This is a genomic window from Marinomonas sp. G8-14, from assembly GCF_055808935.1.
In genome coordinates this window covers 3,096,306-3,116,377 of the sequence record NZ_CM147891.1, presented here as the reverse complement: position 1 = coordinate 3,116,377, position 20,072 = coordinate 3,096,306, and the positions used below count along the sequence as shown (strand labels likewise).

Here is a 20,072-nt window from a genome sequence, read left to right as displayed (position 1 = left end):
CCTTGTTATTTGAAGTGGCTTAAATTATGCCACTCTAGGCTATGAGTGTCAGCCAAGCTAGGAATTGGAAGGCAAAATAAATAGGGAAAACCAACGTTTTCCGATAATCTACGAAAAATGTTGAGAGGAATAGATATGTCTGCGTTTGTTGTACACAATCTTGAGCTTGATGGTCAAGGTGGTGCTAAGTCGTTGCCACTTTCAGATTTGCCTAAGATTTTACCTGAGCAAGGCTGTCGATGGGTGCATTTAGATTGTTATGAAGAAGAAGGCTATACGTGGCTGTCAAGTGTGGAGGGTATTCCAGAAACAGCGGTAGAGGCTTTGTTTGCAGAAGAGACACGACCTCGAACGGTCAGAATGGGAAAAGGCCTATTGTTGACGCTGAGAGGGGTTAATTTAAACCCGGAATCAAATCCATCAGATATGGTGTCTTTACGTCTTTGGGTAACCCCACATTTTATTGTATCAAGTCGAAGACGTAAGTTATTGTCGGTGCAGGGCGTTGTGAAGGATCTTAATAACAATGAAGGGCCGACTAATACGGCGGATGTGGTTGCGACATTGACGGAAACCTTAACGGATAGAATGGCAAAAGTCATTACTGATTTGGAAGACGAGCTGGCTGATTTAGAAGAAAGCATTGGTGAAGGGATTGAGTCTGGACAACGAGATTCACTTGTTCAGCGTCGTCTCGAGACGATTCGTCTTAGACGTTTTTTAGTGCCGCAGAAAGAAGCGATTAACAAGCTCTCTCAAGAAGCCGTATCTTGGATGAGCGTAGAGCAAATAGCTCGCGTACAAGAAGCTGCGAACGATATTACTCGCTATGTCGAAGGGTTAGAGTCATTGCGTGAGCGCTGTTTGTTGATGCAAGAAGAGTTTGCCAATTTACAAGCCGAGAAAATGAATGCTCGCATGTATGTTTTGTCGATTTTGTCAGGAATCTTTATGCCATTGGGTTTTTTGACTGGGTTATTCGGTATTAATATTGGTGGTATGCCTGGCACTGACAGTAATGCGGCCTTTTGGTTGTTCTGCGCGGCTTTGGTGGTGTTGGGCGGTGGTCAGTTTGTGCTGATGCGAAGAAGTCGTTGGTTTTAACGGCCTGTTTTAATCCCATTGTCATTATTCAAAGCCTCGATCTTTTTTCGAGGCTTTGAATGTCATGACATTATTTCTTTATGGTTTTGATGCCATCTTTTGTGCCTAACAATAAAACGTCTGCAGAACGTTTTGCGAACAAGCCATTCGTCACGACACCAACAATGCCATCAATGCTTTTTTCCAGTGCAATAGGATCAAGAATTTTTAAATTGTAGACATCAAGAATGTGGTTGCCGTTGTCAGTAACAACGCCTTCACGATAAACCGGATCACCGCCTAATTTTACCAATTCGCGCGCTACGTGACCGCGTGCCATCGGAATGATCTCAATAGGAAGAGGGAAATCACCAAGTACGTTTACCAGTTTGGATTCATCAGCAATACAGATAAACTCATCGCTGCATGCGACGACGATTTTTTCGCGAGTCAACGCGGCACCGCCGCCTTTGATTAAGTGTAAATGTTCATCTGATTCATCCGCACCATCAACATACACTCGTATGCTGTCAACACTGTTCAAATCATACACAGGAATGCCATGTTTTTTTAAGCGCTCTGCAGTGGCTTCAGAACTGGCCACTGTACCGTCAAAACGGTTTTTGTATTTGGCTAGTTCGTCAATAAACAAGTTTGCGGTAGAGCCTGTGCCAACACCAACTATAGTGTCTGCTTCTAGCATGGGCAAAATGTAATCCACGGCTGCTTTAGCAACTGCTTGTTTTAATTCGTCTTGTGTCATGGTGGTGTTCACCTTCTGTTATAGTTTTATTAGGGGGGTCTGGCTTATTTTAAAAGCTAAGCCACCTCTGATGGTGGAAATATTATAGGCGCTTCCAAGTGTGATTGTTACCCCGCCAGATCAGGCTATTTATCGATTTTATATCTTTTTAATGTGGATTTAGAGGACATCTGTCTTTGCGCCAAGAGAAGTGAAAGAGTATATTTCCTACTCGGTTTTTTTGACTAGCAGTCAGCGTAGATGTCGTTAAGAACATCGTGTTGTCGATTTATATTCGTTTAGGAAACACTATGCCTCATACCATGATCAAAAAGATTCTACAGGCGCGCGTTTATGACGTTGCCGTAGAAACACCACTGTCTCGTGCCAATCAATTATCAAATCGATTGGGCAACGAGATTATTTTGAAGCGAGAAGATTTGCAGCCTGTTTTCTCGTTCAAAATTCGTGGGGCATACAACAAAATTTGTCAGTTAACACCCGAAGAACGAGCCCGTGGGGTGATTGCTGCGTCAGCGGGTAATCACGCTCAAGGCTTGGCTTTGGCGGCGAAGAAACTTGGCATTCAGGCAACGATCGTTATGCCAGCCACCACACCTGAAGTAAAAGTCAGTGCGGTACGTAATCATGGTGCAGAAGTGGTTTTGTTTGGTGATGCGTTTGATGAAGCCTCGGCAAAATCTCGTGAAATCATGGCACAAACAGGTCAAGTGTACGTGCATCCATTTGATGACTTGGACACGATCGCAGGCCAAGGCACGATTGGTATGGAAATCCTTCATCAACATGAAGGTAATATTGACGCGATTTTTATTCCTGTCGGTGGTGGTGGTTTGATCGCTGGCGTGGCGGCTTATGTGAAATATTTGCGTCCAGACATCAAAATCATCGGTGTTGAGCCAGAAGATGCGGCGTGTTTAAAAATTGCTATGGAGAAAGGCAAGCCAACTCGCTTAGCGACTGTAGGTATTTTTGCTGAAGGCGTGGCGGTGGCTGAAATCGGACAAAACACCTTTGCGATCGCCAAAGACACTGTCGACGAAGTGATCACTGTGACCACCGACGAAATGTGTGCCGCGATTAAAGACATTTATGACGACACACGTGCGATCACAGAACCTGCTGGTGCTTGCGCCTTAGCTGGCTTAAAAAAGTATATCGAGCGTGAAGACGCGAAAGGACAAACGCTGATTGCGATCAACAGTGGTGCGAACGTGAATTTTGATCGCTTACGCCATGTCTCTGAACGCGCTGAATTAGGTGAAAAGCGTGAAGCCATCATTGCGGTAAAAATTCCTGAGCATCCAGGCAGCTTTAAGGATTTTTGCCAAGCTTTGGTTGGCCGTAATATCACTGAATTTAACTATCGCTACGGCGATGATCAAGAAGCCGTTATCTTCGTTGGTGTGGCGTTAGGTGGTAGTCCTCATAGTCGTAAGGAGTTATTGGCCGACTTGAAAGACTATGAAATCGTTGATTTGACAGACGATGAAACCGCTAAAGTGCATGTTCGTCATATGATTGGTGGGCATTTGCGCAGCGATAAAGGTGAGTTACTGTACAGTTTTGAGTTTCCAGAACGTCCGGGTGCCTTGTTGAAATTTTTAAATACACTCGGTGGTCAATGGAATATATCCATGTTTCATTATCGTAATCATGGCGATGCTTATGGTCGCGTTTTAGTCGGTTTGCAAGCGGTGGGTGAAGAAACCGACGTAACGCATTTCCTAGACGAGCTTGGCTATCCTTATCAAGATGAAAATAACAACCAAGCTTGTAAGCTGTTCTTTCGCTAAAAGCGTGAAAATCGGTTATTATTGCTACCATTATTTTTTTGAATTCAGCCCTCTGATTGGTGACAGTCCGAGGGCTGTGTGATTCTAGTATGCCGCTTAAATGAGCGGTGTATTTACTGTTTAAAGGTCTCCTTGTGAATATTCAAACTCTTTTAAATCAACGCATTCAAGCGGCTATGGTGGCGTCTGGTGCTTCTGATTCGGCGCCAGCTTTAGTGCGTCAATCCGCGAAAGTACAATTTGGTGATTACCAAGCAAACGGTATTATGGGCGCCGCAAAAGCGTTAAAAATGAATCCGCGTGATTTTGCCCAAGCCACATTAGATAAGTTGGATCTATCGGATCTTGCCGATAAGGTTGAAATCGCTGGACCGGGTTTTATCAATATATTTTTGAAAAATGCTTGGTTGAGTAAAGAGTTAGCGCAATTGCGTACCAGCGACCGCCTTGATGTAAATCCTGTTGATGCACCAGAAACGGTTGTGGTGGATTATTCGTCTCCAAACCTTGCAAAAGAAATGCACGTTGGACACCTTCGTTCAACGGTCATTGGTGATGCTGTTGTTCGTACGCTAGAGTTTTTTGGTCATCATGTGGTGCGTCAAAACCACGTGGGTGATTGGGGCACGCAGTTTGGTATGTTGTTGGCTTACATGGAACGTTTACGTTCTGAAAATGCCACCATCAGCATGGCGCTTTCTGATCTAGAAACCTTTTACCGCGCTGCGAAAACCTGTTTCGATGAGGATGAAGCTTTTGCTACTCGCTCTCGTGAATTAGTGGTGGCGTTGCAGTCTGGAAATGAAGAGTGTTTGGCACTTTGGGATGAGTTTATAAATATCTCTCTGACGCACTGTGAAGAGACGTACAAAATGCTTGGTGTGTCTTTGGAGCGTCAGCATGTAATGCCAGAAAGCGCTTATAACGATGACCTAGCTAATGTTGTTAATGAGCTGAAAGAACAAGATTTGCTGCAAGAATCCAATGGTGCACAGTGTGTTTTCATGGAAGAGTTCGCTAATAAAGAAGGTGAGATCACGCCAATTATCGTGCAAAAAACTGGCGGTGGCTTTTTGTATGCGACAACGGATTTAGCCGCTGTGCGTTTTCGTCAACATACCTTGAATGCAAACCGTGTGTTGTATTTTGTGGATGCGCGCCAATCTTTGCATTTCCAGCAAATTTTCACCTTGTCTCGCAAAGCGGGTTTTGTGAAGCCAGAAACACAATTGGAACACATGCCGTTTGGTACGGTAATGGGCAGCGATGGCAAACCCTTCAAAACTCGCTCTGGTGGCGTAGCGAAACTGTCTTCTTTATTGGAAGAAGCCCAAGAGCGCGCCTATCAATTGGTGGCATCGAAGAATCCAGAAATGGACGAAGAAGAGCTGCGCAACATTGGTCGTGTGGTCGGTATTGCGTCAGTGAAATACGCGGATTTATCGAAGAACCGTACCAGCGATTATGTGTTTAACTGGGACAGCATGTTGAGCTTTGAAGGCAACACGGCGCCTTATTTGCTGTACGCTTATTCTCGCGTCGCAAGCATCGTTAAACGCTCTGAAGTTGATGTGGCTAGCTTGACTGGTGACATTACGATTGATGAGCCGCAAGAACGTGCTTTGGCAGTGAAGTTATGCCAGTTTGAAGAAGCCATTCAGCAAGTGGCGAATGATGGTATGCCACATTTCTTATGTGCTTATTTATACGATTTAGCCGGTGTCTTTATGACCTTCTACGAAGCTTGTCCTATTATCAATGCCGAGGAAGAGGTGAAACACAGTCGTTTACAGTTGGCGTTGAATACCGCGTCTACCCTGAAGCTTGGCTTGTCCTTATTAGGGATTGAAACGTTAGAGCGTATGTAAATTCTCTACGGTGGTAATGAACACAATAAAGGCGCTTTTCAACTGAACAGCGCCTTTTATGTCTTAAGCGACATAATTCGCACGCAAAATAGGATTCGTAAAGAGGAACAGTCAGCAGATGAGAATTTATATAGCCTACACAGGTGGCACGATAGGTATGGTACCTTCGGGTCAAGGTTTAATACCCGATGCAGCGTTTGCTGATCATCTTGCTCAACATCTTAATGAAGCCGACGAGCTTAATCATGAGTTTGTCATTGAAGGTTATCCAAGTTTGATTGACTCCTCCAATGCCACCCCGACAGACTGGCAAACCATCGCCCGTGATATTGAAAGCAAATGGCATGATTTTGACGCCTTTATTGTATTGCATGGCACAGACACCATGGCGTATACCTCGGCGGCGTTATCTTTTATGTTTGCTAATAGCGACAAACCTATCATAGTGACTGGCTCGCAAGTACCTATGTATAAAGTGCGCACCGATGCGATGATTAATATCATGGGCGCGATTTCAGCGTGTGAGGAAGGCGTGCAAGGTGTCTTCTTGTTTTTTGCAGGTCGCTTGATAGAAGGGGATCGGGCTCATAAAGCGCATACCAGTGACTGGCAAGCTTTTAGTTCGCCCAACTGCCCTGAGCGAGGTGTGTTAGGCATTGATTGGCGGTGGCGTTTAACAGAGGCCGTGAAACCGCCCATGGTGATACATATTCCAGATATGGCAGACAGTGCGGTCACTATACTGCCGGTTTTTCCAGGCGTGCAAGCGGCTCATTGGCAAGGTTTATTAAATGATTCGGTAAAAGGGGCGGTATTATTAAGCTACGGCGCTGGTAACGCTCCTGATAAAGATCCCACTCTTTTGGCTTTATTGAAAACCGCGACCGACCGTGGCGTCGTGATTGTGAACGTGAGCCAATGTGGCGCAGGAAGTGTGGCGGCTGGAGCGTATGCCGCTGGCTCTGCCTTGGTTAAAGCGGGCGTTATTTCTGGTAAAGATATGACTTACGAAGCCGCTTTTGCCAAGTTGCATTTTTTGATTGGGTCTGGAATGAGTAGTGAAGAAGTTAAAAAGTGTTTCTAGAAACGTTGGCTTTTCATTGTCTGCCCAACTGTAAGGTGACGGCGAAAAACCTTATCTAAATTTTAAAGGGAATTGAAATGGCCTTGCTATATGTACTCTTAGTTCTTATTTGGTCTACGGGATTTATCACCGGTAAGTTAATTGTTGGCCTGATCGACCCTAACGTTTTTCTGAGCATCCGTTTTGTTTTAGCGGGTTTACTCTTCCTTGCTATTGCCTTGTGGCAGCGTAGACGTTTTCCTGCTTGGCAAGAATTACCTAAGCATATTATTGCTGGCATGCTAATGAATGGCTTTTATTTGGGCTTTGCCTATGTGGCTATCGCTAAAGGCTTGCCTGCTGGCATCATGGCGCTGATTGGTGCGTTACAGCCGGCATTGGTGACCCTGTTAGCTTTCTTACTAATCAGAGAAAAAACGTCCTTCAAAGGTATTCTTGGAATGTTGGTCGGCATGGTAGGCCTAGTATTGGTCATCAGCCCCGCGCTAGAGTTAGATATGAGCCATGGTGGCGTGACTCTGCTGACGTTTACGTTGGCTTGCGCCGCGATATTTGCCTTGTCACTGGGTGTGACTTATCAAAAAATGTCTATTTCATCGTCTGATATTTTCAGCTCCATGGCGATACAAAACCTCGCGGCCAGTGTCGTCTCGATTGGCTTTATGCTGTTACTTGGTGAAACCTTGTTTGCCGTGCAGCTGGAGTCCTTCTTACTCGTTATCTGGGGCGTGCTGGTGTTATCTGGTGGCGGTGTTTTTTTAATGGTGTGGTTATTGAGAAAAGTGCGAGCCTCACAGGTTTCCACTATGCTGCTATTAGCGCCCCCATTGGCGGCAGTAGAAAGTTATTTCTTATTCAGCGAATCCATGACCACGATTCAGATTATCGGTTTTGTTGTGACAATTGTTGGTGTGTATTTTAGTCGAGCAAAGCTATAGGTCTTATTTTTTTAGTCTATCTCGATATTTAAAAAGGTTCTTTACATAAGACCTTCTTCTTATATACATGATTTCAAGGATGTATACAGGGATAGATAGCGTGAAAATGATATTTAATTTATGGGTCATCTTATCTTGATTATATATTTCTATATCGGAAAATATATTATTTGCTACAAAACTGTATATGTAGACCATGGCCCCAAGTATAAAAATCAGGAATAAACATTTTTCATGAAAGACTTCTCTTAATACCTTTACATTGTCGTGTCTAATTAACCTAATTGCCTTTAACTCTTTGGCTGAACGGTTTCTAAAAAATCTTTTAAATCTAGGAGTTATATAAAAATATAATTTAGAAGTGAAAGCTAATAGCGTAAAAAAAAGACCATTAAACCACCATTCAAAATTGGTAAGATTATTAAGTATTGAAGACATTAAACTTCCCTAAGTAATCAACAAGTATATGTATTTAAATCATTTTTTATTTTGTTAAGATCCTTAATCTAGCTTCGGCACGATCAATTAAGGTGCCGAAGCGTTCTATTTCATTGACGAAGTGGTCAAATTCAATTTTGCTGGGCAGTAGCTGACTGTCAGTTTGTAGATGTTGAACCAGTTGCATTCTCATATTGGTGGTGAATTCTTTGCTCCAAGACCATTGAGCACGAAGTAGGCGTGCTAGGGTTGCGGCGGGCAAATCGCCGATGTGATCCGCCAGCAATCCTTCCCAATCGAATTCGAAGTTTTCCATCACTTTATGCAGTGTCATGAGGGCTTGAGCATTGCCTTGAATGCGTAGGTCACCGTCAAAGAAACCATCGCCATCCAATAATTTACGATAGGCTGAACTGGGTCCTTGCACCAGTGTATCTAACCGCGGGTCTAATTCGATTTCATCTAAGCTGTCTGGTTGATGCAGCATTACCCCTTGTTCAAGGATGTGCATTTGTAATATGAAAGAAAAGTCTTCTACATAAAGAAAAACCTGTTGTCCTGCCAGTTTACTCAAGCGGTCTTGTGACGGTGTGTCCTGTTTGAGCGCTAGATTGATCGCTTTTTCGATGGCACTAAGCGCCGATAAACTGAGAGAACTCATAAAAAAACGCTCCGATGGTCAATGGCAGAGTGATATAAAAATTAAAGCTGGTGGATTTGAATGACGGAAGTGTCCCGCGTCTTACCTTCTTTTTCAAGGCGATCTAGGTACATTTGCCAGAGTTCATCGTGATTTTTGCCAATATTGTAGAGATATTCCCAAGTATAGAGGCCAGTGTCGTGACCATCGTTGAAGGAGATCTTTAGCGCATAATTGCCAGCGACTTCAATATTATTGATGGCAACGTCTTTTTTCCCGTATTGCAAAATGGGCATTTGCATGCCGTGACCGCGTACTTCCGCGGAAGGTGAGTGAACCCTTAAGAATTCAGCACTTAGGCGAAAGCTATGTCCATCAGCAAAGGTGAGCGCCAGCTCTCGTGATTTTTTATGGTAGTTGATGTTCGTTGGGACGGGTTTAGACACAGTCTTTTTCCTATAAGCCCCTTCCAAGAAGGGGCGTGAAATAAGGGCTATTTTTTAAGAGAGATGATTCCAATTATAGAATATATTGGCTCAAATCTTCATTTTTAGCGATTTCCCCTAGTTGTTCATCAACATAAGCCGCTGTGATGTCGACGGTTTGATCATCTGGCATGTCGCTGGCGGAATAAGACACTTCTTCAAGTAAGCGTTCAAGTACCGTATGTAAGCGACGCGCCCCAATGTTTTCCGTACGCTCGTTCACTTGGAAAGCAATTTCAGCTATGCGGTGAATACCTTCTTCAGTGAAGTTCAGGTTGATATTTTCCGTTTTAGCAAGCGCCACATATTGTTTCGTCAATGACATGCTTGGTTCGACTAAAATACGTTTGAAATCGTCTACTGTTAGCGCATCCAGTTCAACTCGAATGGGTAAACGGCCTTGCAATTCTGGAATCAAGTCTGATGGTTTAGACAAATGGAAGGCGCCAGACGCAATGAATAGGATGTGATCGGTTTTGATCATGCCGTATTTGGTGCTGACGGTGCAACCTTCGACTAAAGGCAATAAATCGCGCTGTACGCCTTCGCGAGAGACTTCTCCGCCGGAGCGTTCTGAGCTTTTAGCGACTTTATCGATTTCATCTAAGAAGACAATACCATTTTGCTCGACGGCTTCTACTGCGCGAGCTTTCAGTTCTTCTTCATTAACGAGCTTTGCCGCTTCTTCGTCACGAACTTGGCGCATAGCATCTTTGACTTTCATTTTACGCTTTTTGGTTTTTTGTGAACCAAAGCTGGAAAATAAGTTTTGTAGCTGGCTGGTCATTTCCTCCATGCCTGGTGGAGTCATAATTTCAACACCCATTGGTGAATCGGATACATCGATATCGATTTCTTTGTCGTCCAGTTGGCCTTCCCGTAGTTTTTTACGGAAAGTCTGACGAGTGCTATTGTCTTGTAATTCAGGATCACCGCCGCGAGCGGGGGGCAACAACACATCAAGAATACGGTCTTCTGCGGCATCTTCGGCTTTATGGCGTAGCTTTGCCGTTTCTTGTTCGCGAAGCATTTTAATTGCCATTTCAACCAAATCACGAATAATCGACTCTACATCACGACCAACATAGCCCACTTCAGTGAATTTTGTGGCTTCAATCTTGATGAAAGGTGCGTTGGCAAGCTTAGCTAATCGGCGAGCGATTTCTGTTTTACCTACCCCCGTTGGGCCTATCATTAAGATGTTTTTGGGTGTGACTTCTGCTCGCATGTCTTCAGGAAGTTGCATGCGACGCCAGCGGTTTCGTAGTGCGATGGCGACCGCACGTTTTGCTTTTTGCTGACCAATAATGTGGTTGTCTAGGGCGTTAACCGTCTCTCTTGGGGTCATGCTGCTCATTATTAATTCTCTTTTAAATGTATTGTGTGATGTTAGCTGCGTCGCTTTACTGTCTGTAATGCTCTTGGTTGATAGAGAATTATTTAGACTTATCTTCAAGCTGCGGGTCGATGGTAATTTCTTCTATGGTTAGGCTGTGATTTGTGAACACACAAATATCAGCAGCGATATTGAGGCTTTTCTCAACGATTTCTTTGGCTGATAAATCCGTGTTATCAATTAAGGCTCGAGCCGCGGCTTCAGCGAAGTTGCCGCCAGAGCCAATAGCCAATGCACCATGTTGTGGTTCAACCACATCGCCCGTACCAGTAATGATTAGAGTACTTTCTTTGTTAGCGACAATCAGCATGGCTTCTAATTTGCGTAACGCTCGGTCAGAACGCCAGTCTTTAGCAAGGTCTACTGCAGCCCGTACTAAGTGGCCTTGGTGTTTTTCAAGTTGGCCTTCAAAGCGTTCGAATAGGGTGAACGCATCCGCCGTACCGCCAGCAAAGCCAGCAATTACTTCACCACGATAGAGACGGCGCACTTTACGAGCGTTGCCTTTCATCACAGTGTTGCCTAAAGATACTTGTCCATCGCCGCCTACGACGACTTGATTGCCTTTGCGTACAGTAAGAATCGTTGTCATGGTCTACTCCCGTTTCGATTCTAACGAAATGGGGGCGAGCGGGAAGATTTCAAGCGAGGATTGCATACAGAACAAGCTTTCATGTTCTGTATGCAATTTATGCCGATTTTAAAGCTTACTCTTTTTTAATTTTATAAGAGTAAGGAGAGATTGACAAAGAGACGAGTTTATCCTCTGCACGATTCATTTTTGAACGTGAATCATAAGGACCAAGAATCACTCTATACCAAGCCTGGTCGTCCTTATCCATGGTTTTGCGAACGCTGGCTTCGACCAAACCAGACAAGATGAGTTGAGCGCGCAGGCGATCCGCATCTTCAAGATTTCTAAATGAGGCGGCTTGAAGCATGTAGTAATAATCTTGCTCCCCCTAGGGGTAGACTGATAAGCATCGACGTGGCTGGTATCAACCTTGCTGTCTTGTAATATTTGATAGAACTCAAACGTGTCTTTTTTCGGAGCAACACTGACTTTTTCTTCTACTTTCTTAGGCGCCGGTGTAGGGGCTGGTTTTGGAATCGCCTTGGGGGGCTCTATTGGTGTTGGTTTTGTTGTGGGTGCGACTTGGTTTAGTTGCGTTAGGCCATAAATGAAAGCGATGACTATAATGGGCACAAGAAGCCAAAGCCACCAAGTGGTTTTGCGTTGCTGTGGGGGTGGTGTTCGACGAGTCGCCCCTTTTTTTGGGCGACTTCCTTTTGCTGCAATTTGAACAGGATTAAACATAATTTGGGCTTTTGGCTTTTAGCTTTGGCATAAGTAAATAGGGTTCAGTGTGAGTTGCGCACATTATGCGGCCAAGATCAGTAAGTTTCCAGTGGATCGACATCAATTGCAAAGCGAATTCTATGTTGTTTGGTTGATTGCTCTAGCCATTCGGTCATCATTTGGGTGGCTTGATGAAGTGGCGCTCGCTGTGCCGATTTTAGAGAAATTAATGCCCGATGTTGTCCTGCTTTGCGAACAATGATGGCGGCATAGGGGCCGACAAGAAATACGTCTTTAGAGAAATATGGCTCTAAATCGTTTCGCATGGTGGACAAGAGTTGCATGGCTTCCTGTTCATTGCCGGATTCGGCGCGAATGATGACTTGATGATAAAAGGGCGGAAGTGATAAAGATTTACGCTCGGCCAATCCATCAATGGCAAAGTGTTCGTAACCAAGATTACATAGGCATTCAATCGCAGTATGATCGGGGTGATAGGTTTGCAATAATACATGGCCTGGCTTTTTGGCGCGGCCAGCGCGGCCAGCGACCTGCGTAATAAGCTGAGCAGTGCGCTCCATACCTCGAAAATCAGAAGAGAATAACCCAGCATCTGCGTCCATAATGATGACAAGAGTGACGTTAGGGAAATGATGTCCTTTGGCGAGCATTTGCGTTCCAATGAGAATGGCTTGGTCATGCTCATGGATTTTTTGGGTAAGTTTTGCCATAGCCGATTTACGTTGAGTGCTGTCACGGTCAATACGCAAAATAGGTACTTCTTTAAACAGTGTGCTGAGCTGTGTTTCAATTTGCTCTGTACCTTCCCCAACGGTAAATAACTCTTCCGACTGGCATTCAGGGCAAGTATGAATGAGTGCTTTTTGCGTATCACAATGGTGACAATGCAGCTTATTAGCACGTTTGTGTACGGTGAGGTTAACATCGCAATGATCGCAGGCGGCAATCCAGCCACACTGGTGACACATTAGAGTGGGGGCGTAACCGCGACGGTTTAAAAATACCAGTACTTGTTCTTTGCGTTCTAGGCATTGTTTCATACTTACGAGTGCTTGTTCGCTGAAGCCATGCACTAAGCTCTTTCCCCGTAAGTCTACTCTTTCCATTTTAGGTATGTGTGCGTTACCAGCTCGCTGACGTAGTTTAAGCCAAGCAAAGCGTTTTTGCAGGGCGTTGGTTAAACTCTCATATGACGGTGTGGCCGAAGCAAGTAAGACGGGAATATTCAGTGCTTGAGCGCGTTTAATCGCAAGATCTCGTGCGTGATAACGAAAGCCTTCATGCTGTTTGTATGAGGTATCGTGTTCTTCATCAATAACGATTAGGCCAAGGTTTGGGGCAGGGATAAAAGCCGCGGATCTTGTGCCGATGATGATCTTAGCGTGGCCGCTTGCTGCCAAGAGCCAAGCATCCAAACGTTCTCTATCGCTCATGTTAGAGTGCATCAGCACAATATCGGTGTTGAAACGGTTCTCAAAGCGTTTTAGTGTTTGTGGCGTTAGGCCTATTTCTGGCACCATCACCAGAATTTGTTTTCCCTCGTCGATCAGGCGCTCCATTACTCGTAAAAAAACTTCGGTTTTACCGCTCCCCGTCACACCGTCCAATAACGCGACATGGAATTGGTGACGATAATCCAATATATGCTCTGTTGCCCGCATTTGCTCCATGTTCAGTGTCGGAGGTATTTGTGTCACATGGGCATGTCTTTCTCCGCCTTTGTTAAAAGAACGAGGTTCTTTGCGCAATAGCCCTTTTTCCTCCAGAATCTTGGCAGCATTAGGGGCAAGGTCTAATACTGAGGCGGCATGCTGACTTAAGCCATTAGGGTGTTGTTGCACAGCTTTTAAAAAGTCTTGTTGGCGTGGTGCACGACTGAGTTGTTCCAGAGAGGTGGTTTGTCCTTTTTCTGTCGTGAACCACCAATTTTCTGTCCTAAACTCGGCATTTTCACCTTTGCGCAATAGAATAGGCAGCGCATGAAAGATGACATCACCAATGGGGTGATGATAATAACGTGCTGCCCACTCACACAGGGCCATTAATTCGGCGCTAATAACAGGGCTTTTATCATGTAGTGAGGTGAGCGGCTTAATCTGATCGGGGTCCCACTCGCTGTGGTCACTAACAGCGACAATCACTCCAAGACGACTACTTTTGCCAAAGGGGACCTTGACTCTCATGCCCGGTTTTAGCTCATGCCGCAGGGCAATAGCTTTGGGCACTTTGTAGTCGAATAAGGTACGCATTGGCACAGGTAACGCGACTTTTATGTATGGGGAGAGTGTGAGAAGCACTTCAGACATGCGTTAGATTAGGCCTTGTTCAGTAAAGCAAAAGATAGCATTTTTATTAATGCGTAAGTGTACGTCAGAGTAGTGGGTTGGTGCGAGTGACAATTTTATCAGCAAAGCACGATAAAAAGGTTGCTGATTCTGCAATAGATCCCTAAAATACGCCACTCTTGCGCAATACTGTACAATGTCTGTACAAAAAAACGTGCGGTGCTTGGCGCGGCAATAGCCCATTAATGATCGACCAAGTGGCGGCACATTAAACCCAAAGGTATATACAATGAAAAAAGATATTCACCCAAATTACTCTGCAATTACAGCAACTTGTACTTGTGGTAACACGCTAAACCTACATTCAACGCTTGGTAAAGACATGCACGTTGACGTATGCAGCAACTGCCACCCTTTCTACACAGGTCAACAAAAAATGGTTGATACTGGTGGCCGTGTTGATCGCTTCAACAAGCGTTTCGGAGCACGTCGTACTACTAAGTAATTGGTGGCATGATAGTGATCCCATTAAGAAAGCGCCAAGTTTGCTTGGCGCTTTTTTTGTTTTTGTCCTTTGCCGCCCATGGTGATGATACCTGTGTGGCAACAGGAAAGCTTGAGAAGGCTCAGATTAAAAGAGTCGTTGACGGCGATACCGTACATTTGACGGATGGCCGAAAAGTGCGATTAGTGGGTATTGATACCCCAGAACTGGATCACAAAAAAGGCAATCATGAGCCTTTTGCCGTTGAGGCGATGCAGTTTCTTCGTTCTCGCCTCGATCAATTTGTCTACCTTCAAGAGTCCAAAAATGATCAAGATAGATACGGTCGTTATTTGTACTACCTTTTCGATAAAGATCGTATTTCACTGACGAGTCAGTTACTATCCGAAGGACTTGGTTATCGTATTGCGATTCCTCCTAACTTAGCCTATCAAGATTGTTTTGAGGCCGCTGAAGACTCAGCTCGCAATGCGCATAAGGGATTATGGCAGCAAAATTTGCAATGGCAGCCAAAAGCTGGCTTTGCAATCTCTCGTGTTAACATCACTTCCATTACTCAGAACCGAGGAGGTTGGTGGCTAGAAACCGATCAGGATCTAGTGATCAATTTGCCACCTAATACTATCGACTATTGGTCTGCTCAAACAGTATTTGCGTTTGAAGGCAAGGACATAGAGGTACGTGGTTGGCAACATCAAAGGAAAAGCCGATATTCAGACTTTAAATCTTGGGTTTTGTCAGTAAGACATCCGAATGATTTGCGTGAAATCAACGTTTCTAACAAGCATTGATTGATAGAATATTCCTATGGTTTTACGCTTTAAAGTAATGAGTATATCGATTATTCTGGCGACACAGAATTATAAGGTGCCACTTTCGAAGCTTTTGTAGGCTTGGGGACAAGGCCCAGTTTGGCTATGATAAAACTAATTAATAACACCAAATAGACGGAAACATCATAATGGCAGAAGATATAAAGCAAGCAGCGTTGGATTATCACCAATATCCAGTTCCAGGCAAACTTAGCGTTACTATTACGAAACCAACAGCAACCGCTCGTGATCTTTCTCTCGCTTATAGCCCAGGTGTGGCTGAGCCTTGTCGTGAAATCGCAAAAGACCCAGAAGCGGCTTACCGTTATACCGGTAAAGGCAACTTGGTTGCCGTGATCTCTGATGGTTCTGCGATCCTCGGATTAGGCAATCTAGGCCCATTGGCAAGTAAGCCAGTAATGGAAGGTAAAGGTTTATTGTTTAAGCGCTTTGCTGGTATTAACTCCGTTGATGTGGAAGTGGAATCTGAAAGTCCACAGGCATTCATTGATACTGTGGCTCGTATTGCCAACACATACGGCGGTATCAACTTAGAAGACATCAAAGCACCTGAGTGTTTTGAAATTGAACGTCAATTGATCGAGCGTTGTTCTATTCCGGTTTTCCACGATGACCAACATGGTACAGCGATTGTTACCGCGGCTGGTCTTTTGAATGCGCTTGAGCTTCAAGGTAAAGACATTGCTGACGCTAAAATCGTTTGTCTTGGTGCGGGTGCTGCCGCAACTGCATGCATGAAGTTAATCATTGCGTGTGGTGCACAGCGCGAAAACATCTTCGTTCTTGACCGTAATGGCGTTATTCACTCTGGTCGTACTGACTTGAACCAATTTAAAGCCATGTTTGCGATTGATACGGATAAACGTAATTTGGATGATGCAATCGATGGTGCTGACGTATTCATCGGTGTATCTGGTCCAGATTTATTGTCTGCAGAACAGCTTGCGAAAATGGCGGCGAATCCGATCGTTTTTGCTTGTTCAAACCCAGATCCAGAAATTAATCCAGAGCTTGCTCGTGCAACGCGTGATGATTTGATCATGGCAACAGGTCGTTCAGATTATCCTAACCAAGTAAACAACGTACTTGGTTTCCCTTTCATCTTCCGTGGTGCTTTAGACGTTCGTGCGACTAAAATCAACGAAGAAATGAAAGTTGCGGCTGTGCATGCTCTGAAAGATCTTGCGAAAGAAGAAGCACCTGCGGATGTGGTTGCAGCTTACGGTGGCGCACCATTGAGCTTTGGCAAAGAATATATCCTGCCAAAACCAATGGATTCTCGTTTGCTTAATGTGGTGTCTGCCGCGGTGGCTCGTGCTGCGGTAGATTCTGGTGTGGCAATGCTGCCATACCCAGATTTTTATCCACTAGAGAATCTTAATCACTTCGGTGCTTAATCGAATCTTGATCTGTTACCAGGCGGCTCTTTAAAAAAGAGCCGCTTTTTTTATGACTAAATATTATTAATACGGTATTTTCATTGATCAATAAGCAGGAATAGCTTGGATTAAATAGGAGTTGTGTCATGAAAGTTGCAATATATTGTGGCTCCGCTGCGGGTAATTCCCCCGAATATGCCAATGGCGTAAAAGCGTTGGCCGTGTATCTTGCTGGGCAAGGGATAGACATTGTTTACGGCGGAGGAAATGTTGGCTTAATGGGGGTGATAGCGAATGCAGCCTTGCAAGCTGGTGGAAGGGTCATTGGTGTGATTCCGTCCCATCTCGAGTCCAAGGAAATCGCTCATACAGGATTAACTGAACTCTATGTGGTAGCCAATATGCATGAGCGTAAAGCTAAAATGAGCGAATTGGCTGATGTGTTTGTGGCGCTTCCGGGTGGGGTGGGGACCTTGGAGGAAATGTTTGAAGTGTGGACCTGGGGGCAACTTGGCCTGCATAGCAAACCTTGTGTCTTTTATAATTTAAATGGCTTTTATGATCCCCTATTTACTATGGTAGACAGCATGCAGCAGGCAGGCTTTGTGAAGCAGTCTTACATTGATATGATTATCAAAGAGAGCACGCCAGAAACCCTGCTAGCGGCCGTGAAAGCTTACCAAGCTCCTCAGCCCAAGTGGAGCTAGAGCGTTCAAAGAGATAAAAATGCCAGCACTGGGCTGGCATTTTTATAGGGAATAAACCTATGTTAGAACAAGTTTTCTAATGCATTGGTTTCTTGCTTCTCTTCTCGTGATTCGCTGTCACGATTACTGTTTAATGTTGGCAAGTTTAGATTGCGCTGTGGCGGTACGTGGTCTTTTCTAAAAATCTCAAAAATTGCATTAGATTGACCAGGTAAAGCGCGCTCTCCAGTATTCGGATCAATGCGAACGGTTACTAAGGAAGAGGGTTTGCTCACGAAAGACAGTGGGGTGCCCTGTAAAGCATCTCTCATATAATCTATCCATGCTGGAAGCGAAACAGAGCCACCCCATTCTCCACGACCTAGGGGCGATGAGTTATCAAAACCACTCCATACAGAAGTGACCAGCTCACCATTAAAACCGGAGAACCAAGCGTCGCGCCCATCGTTTGTAGTCCCAGTTTTTCCAGCTAAGTCGTCGCGCTCTAATACTCTAGCGCGTCGACCTGTGCCGAGCTTAATAACATCTCGCATCATGTCGTAGGTTATGTAATTTACCTCTGGGTCAAGCACTTGTGGTGCCATAGGAAGGCTAACAATACCCTCTGGCGTATTAAATAATCCCATTTGAGGTTTATCATCTGTCGTCTTTTCAAGCGGTGTACAGGTCACACAGACTGTAGCTGGGCTTGCTTGAAATAAGACATTGTTATTTCGATCGATGACTTTGTTAATTAGGTAGGGTTGTACCTGATAACCACCATTTGAGAAAACAGCATACCCTGTTGCTATTTGTAGAGGTGATAGGTTGGCACTGCCTAAAGATAGAGAAAGGTTGTAAGGTAACTCATCTGGATCAAAACCAAACCGACGTAAGAAGTTGAGAGTAGGACGAATGCCGAGGCTCTTCAAGTAAACGCACAGAGACAATATTTTGTGAGCGATACAGCGCTTCACGTAATCGTGTGGGGCCGTAAAACTTACCACCATCATTGGTTGGACGCCATGCGGACTCTAAGTTTTTATCATTAAAGACTACAGGCGCATCATTGATAATGCTGGCGGCCGTATAGCCGCGATCCAAAGCACTGGCGTAAATGAAGGGTTTAAAATTAGAACCAGGTTGGCGTTTAGACTGAGTCACTCGGTTGAATTTATTTTCAAAAAAGTTAAAACCGCCGACGAGAGCCTGAATGGCACCATCCTTACTGTTAAGAGAAATAAGGGCACTTTGAACAGCGGGCTTTTGCGCTAGTAGCCATTCAAGTTGGTTGTCTGGGCGTAAGCGCACAATATCACCAGGCACGAGCACATCGGTCACTTTGGATGGTGATGGGCCTTGTGAGTCCTCGTTTATATAGGATCTTGCCCATTTAACGGCCTCCCATGGTAGGGTTGCGCGTTCACCGTTAGCAAGACGAACGTCTGCCGTTGTGTTGGTGGTGGACAGCACCAATGCCGTTTGCCAGTTTTTAAACCTTCCTATGTCTTGTAAGGCTTTTTTCTGCTCTTCTAGCGGGGCATTAATTAGGTCGGTACGTTTTTCAAGAGGGCCTCGGTAGCCGTGGCGCATATCGTAATCAAGTACGCCATTGAAAATAGCGTCGTTTGCGGCTTTTTGTCGTTTTGAATCAATGGTCGTGTAGACAGTCATACCCGTACTGTACAGATCGTCGCCGAATGTGTTGTATAGCTCTGAGCGAACCATTTCAGCAATATACCCGGCTTCAATATCAGGCATAACCCCATAGTTCTTAGCGGTAATAGGAGATTCTACGGCATTTTGATAGGCGTCTTTGTCTATCATTCCAAGTGACAACATGCGCTGCAATATCCAGTTACGACGAATCAATGCACGGGAAGGGTTCACCACAGGGTTAAAACGCGATGGTGCTTTTGGCAGACCAGCTATCATGGCCAGCTGAGCAAGATCCAGTTCGTTTAGGTTTTTGCCATAATACACCTGAGCGGCGGCCTCAAACCCATAGGCGCGATTTCCTAAGTAGATTTTATTGACGTACAACTCAAGAATGTCGTGCTTTGACAGTTCGCGCTCCATTTTTAAAGAAATGAAGATTTCGGTGAATTTGCGGGTGAAAGTTTGCTCAAATGATAGGAAATAGTTTCTAGCCACCTGCATCGTGATGGTGCTACCACCACTTTGAATTTGTCCTGTGGTGATCAGTTGCATGACCGCTCGACCTAAGCCAAGGATATCAACGCCTGGATGGTGATAAAAATTGGTGTCCTCGGCCGCTAAAATAGCATGCTCTAGATTGGGTGGGATCTCTGAGTAGCTGATAGGTGTGCGACGTTGCTCACCAAACTCACCAATTAGTAAGTTGTCGGCGGTATAGATACGTAATGGAATTCTTAGTTCAATGTCTTTGAGGCTCTTCAACTGTAGGAATACGATCCTTTACACTGTAATAGATTGCATAGGTGATACCGACCGCACAAAGGGTGCCAAAGAGGCCGAGAATAAAGAGTATTTTTAGTGCCTTAGCCATATAAATCCAATGGATGCTGGATGGAAAGTCCCCATTATACCT

The 20,072-nt window shown here is 44.7% G+C and carries 19 protein-coding genes; 10 read left to right on the top strand and 9 right to left on the bottom strand.

From position 1 onward, the window contains the following. Positions 1-135: 135 nt before the first annotated feature. Positions 136-1,104, top strand: coding sequence for a zinc transporter ZntB (locus tag AC0L6V_RS15945; protein ID WP_265218135.1), 969 nt, complete (start codon positions 136-138; stop codon positions 1,102-1,104). 70 nt (positions 1,105-1,174) lie between these two features. Here AC0L6V_RS15945 and rpiA read toward each other — a convergent pair whose 3' ends face one another. After that, a complete protein-coding gene (gene rpiA, locus AC0L6V_RS15940; RefSeq protein WP_265218134.1) occupies positions 1,175-1,846 on the bottom strand; it encodes a ribose-5-phosphate isomerase RpiA in 672 nt (223 codons plus the stop codon). Positions 1,847-2,136: 290 nt separating this feature from the next. Between rpiA and ilvA the strand changes: the two genes are divergently transcribed. From ilvA to AC0L6V_RS15920, 4 genes are all read left to right on the top strand, one after another. Continuing rightward, positions 2,137-3,642 carry a threonine ammonia-lyase, biosynthetic gene (ilvA, locus tag AC0L6V_RS15935; protein WP_409418777.1) on the top strand — a complete coding sequence of 502 codons (1,506 nt, stop codon included), beginning with the start codon at positions 2,137-2,139 and terminating at the stop codon, positions 3,640-3,642. 134 nt (positions 3,643-3,776) lie between these two features. Continuing rightward, positions 3,777-5,510, top strand: a complete 1,734-nt coding sequence (argS, locus tag AC0L6V_RS15930) for an arginine--tRNA ligase (protein WP_265218133.1) — start codon at positions 3,777-3,779, stop codon at positions 5,508-5,510. Between the two features lie 118 nt (positions 5,511-5,628). Continuing rightward, positions 5,629-6,594 carry a type I asparaginase gene (locus AC0L6V_RS15925; RefSeq protein WP_409418776.1) on the top strand — a complete coding sequence of 322 codons (966 nt, stop codon included), beginning with the start codon at positions 5,629-5,631 and terminating at the stop codon, positions 6,592-6,594. 77 nt (positions 6,595-6,671) lie between these two features. Beyond that, the gene (locus AC0L6V_RS15920) at positions 6,672-7,532 is read left to right on the top strand and encodes a DMT family transporter (RefSeq protein WP_265218130.1); all 861 of its coding nucleotides are present in this window, start codon (positions 6,672-6,674) and stop codon (positions 7,530-7,532) included. Positions 7,533-8,016: 484 nt separating this feature from the next. On the opposite strand, the gene AC0L6V_RS15915 is transcribed toward AC0L6V_RS15920, so the two are convergent. The 5 genes from AC0L6V_RS15915 to AC0L6V_RS15895 all read right to left on the bottom strand — a co-directional run bounded on the left by AC0L6V_RS15915 (position 8,017) and on the right by AC0L6V_RS15895 (position 11,432). Next, positions 8,017-8,631 (bottom strand): ubiquinone biosynthesis accessory factor UbiJ, encoded by a 615-nt coding sequence (locus AC0L6V_RS15915; RefSeq protein WP_265218129.1) that lies wholly within the window; start codon positions 8,629-8,631, stop codon positions 8,017-8,019. A gap of 41 nt (positions 8,632-8,672) precedes the next feature. Continuing rightward, positions 8,673-9,056 (bottom strand): gamma-butyrobetaine hydroxylase family protein, encoded by a 384-nt coding sequence (locus tag AC0L6V_RS15910; RefSeq protein ID WP_265218128.1) that lies wholly within the window; start codon positions 9,054-9,056, stop codon positions 8,673-8,675. A gap of 73 nt (positions 9,057-9,129) precedes the next feature. After that, positions 9,130-10,452 (bottom strand): ATP-dependent protease ATPase subunit HslU, encoded by a 1,323-nt coding sequence (gene hslU, locus AC0L6V_RS15905; RefSeq protein WP_265218127.1) that lies wholly within the window; start codon positions 10,450-10,452, stop codon positions 9,130-9,132. Positions 10,453-10,531: 79 nt separating this feature from the next. Continuing rightward, positions 10,532-11,083 carry an ATP-dependent protease subunit HslV gene (hslV, locus tag AC0L6V_RS15900; protein ID WP_265218126.1) on the bottom strand — a complete coding sequence of 184 codons (552 nt, stop codon included), beginning with the start codon at positions 11,081-11,083 and terminating at the stop codon, positions 10,532-10,534. A gap of 115 nt (positions 11,084-11,198) precedes the next feature. Continuing rightward, positions 11,199-11,432 carry an SPOR domain-containing protein gene (locus AC0L6V_RS15895; RefSeq protein WP_265218125.1) on the bottom strand — a complete coding sequence of 78 codons (234 nt, stop codon included), beginning with the start codon at positions 11,430-11,432 and terminating at the stop codon, positions 11,199-11,201. 96 nt (positions 11,433-11,528) lie between these two features. Between AC0L6V_RS15895 and AC0L6V_RS15890 the strand changes: the two genes are divergently transcribed. Continuing rightward, complete coding sequence (locus AC0L6V_RS15890) at positions 11,529-11,672, top strand: hypothetical protein (protein WP_418138422.1); 144 nt, start codon at positions 11,529-11,531, stop codon at positions 11,670-11,672. Between the two features lie 214 nt (positions 11,673-11,886). On the opposite strand, the gene AC0L6V_RS15885 is transcribed toward AC0L6V_RS15890, so the two are convergent. After that, positions 11,887-14,118: a primosomal protein N' gene (locus AC0L6V_RS15885; protein ID WP_265218124.1), complete on the bottom strand. Its 2,232-nt coding sequence runs from the start codon at positions 14,116-14,118 to the stop codon at positions 11,887-11,889. A gap of 268 nt (positions 14,119-14,386) precedes the next feature. Between AC0L6V_RS15885 and rpmE the strand changes: the two genes are divergently transcribed. From rpmE to AC0L6V_RS15865, 4 genes are all read left to right on the top strand, one after another. Further along, a complete protein-coding gene (rpmE, locus tag AC0L6V_RS15880) occupies positions 14,387-14,602 on the top strand; it encodes a 50S ribosomal protein L31 (RefSeq protein ID WP_111608996.1) in 216 nt (71 codons plus the stop codon). Positions 14,603-14,658: 56 nt separating this feature from the next. Then, positions 14,659-15,393 (top strand): thermonuclease family protein, encoded by a 735-nt coding sequence (locus tag AC0L6V_RS15875; protein WP_265218123.1) that lies wholly within the window; start codon positions 14,659-14,661, stop codon positions 15,391-15,393. Between the two features lie 170 nt (positions 15,394-15,563). Then, complete coding sequence (locus AC0L6V_RS15870) at positions 15,564-16,832, top strand: malic enzyme-like NAD(P)-binding protein (protein ID WP_265218122.1); 1,269 nt, start codon at positions 15,564-15,566, stop codon at positions 16,830-16,832. A gap of 128 nt (positions 16,833-16,960) precedes the next feature. Then, a complete protein-coding gene (locus AC0L6V_RS15865; RefSeq protein ID WP_265218121.1) occupies positions 16,961-17,521 on the top strand; it encodes an LOG family protein in 561 nt (186 codons plus the stop codon). A 62-nt stretch (positions 17,522-17,583) separates the two neighbouring features. Here the strand turns inward: AC0L6V_RS15865 and AC0L6V_RS15860 are convergent, their stop codons facing one another. Together AC0L6V_RS15860 and AC0L6V_RS15855 are read right to left on the bottom strand one after the other, a co-directional pair. Continuing rightward, on the bottom strand, positions 17,584-18,432 hold the full coding sequence (locus AC0L6V_RS15860; RefSeq protein ID WP_418138421.1) for a penicillin-binding transpeptidase domain-containing protein: 849 nt from the start codon (positions 18,430-18,432) through the stop codon (positions 17,584-17,586). Further along, entirely contained in the window at positions 18,377-19,921 is a 1,545-nt protein-coding gene (locus AC0L6V_RS15855; RefSeq protein WP_418138420.1) for a penicillin-binding protein 1A, read from the bottom strand. Before AC0L6V_RS15855 ends, AC0L6V_RS15860 begins: the two co-directional genes overlap by 56 nt. Between the last annotated feature and the right edge of the window lie 151 nt (positions 19,922-20,072).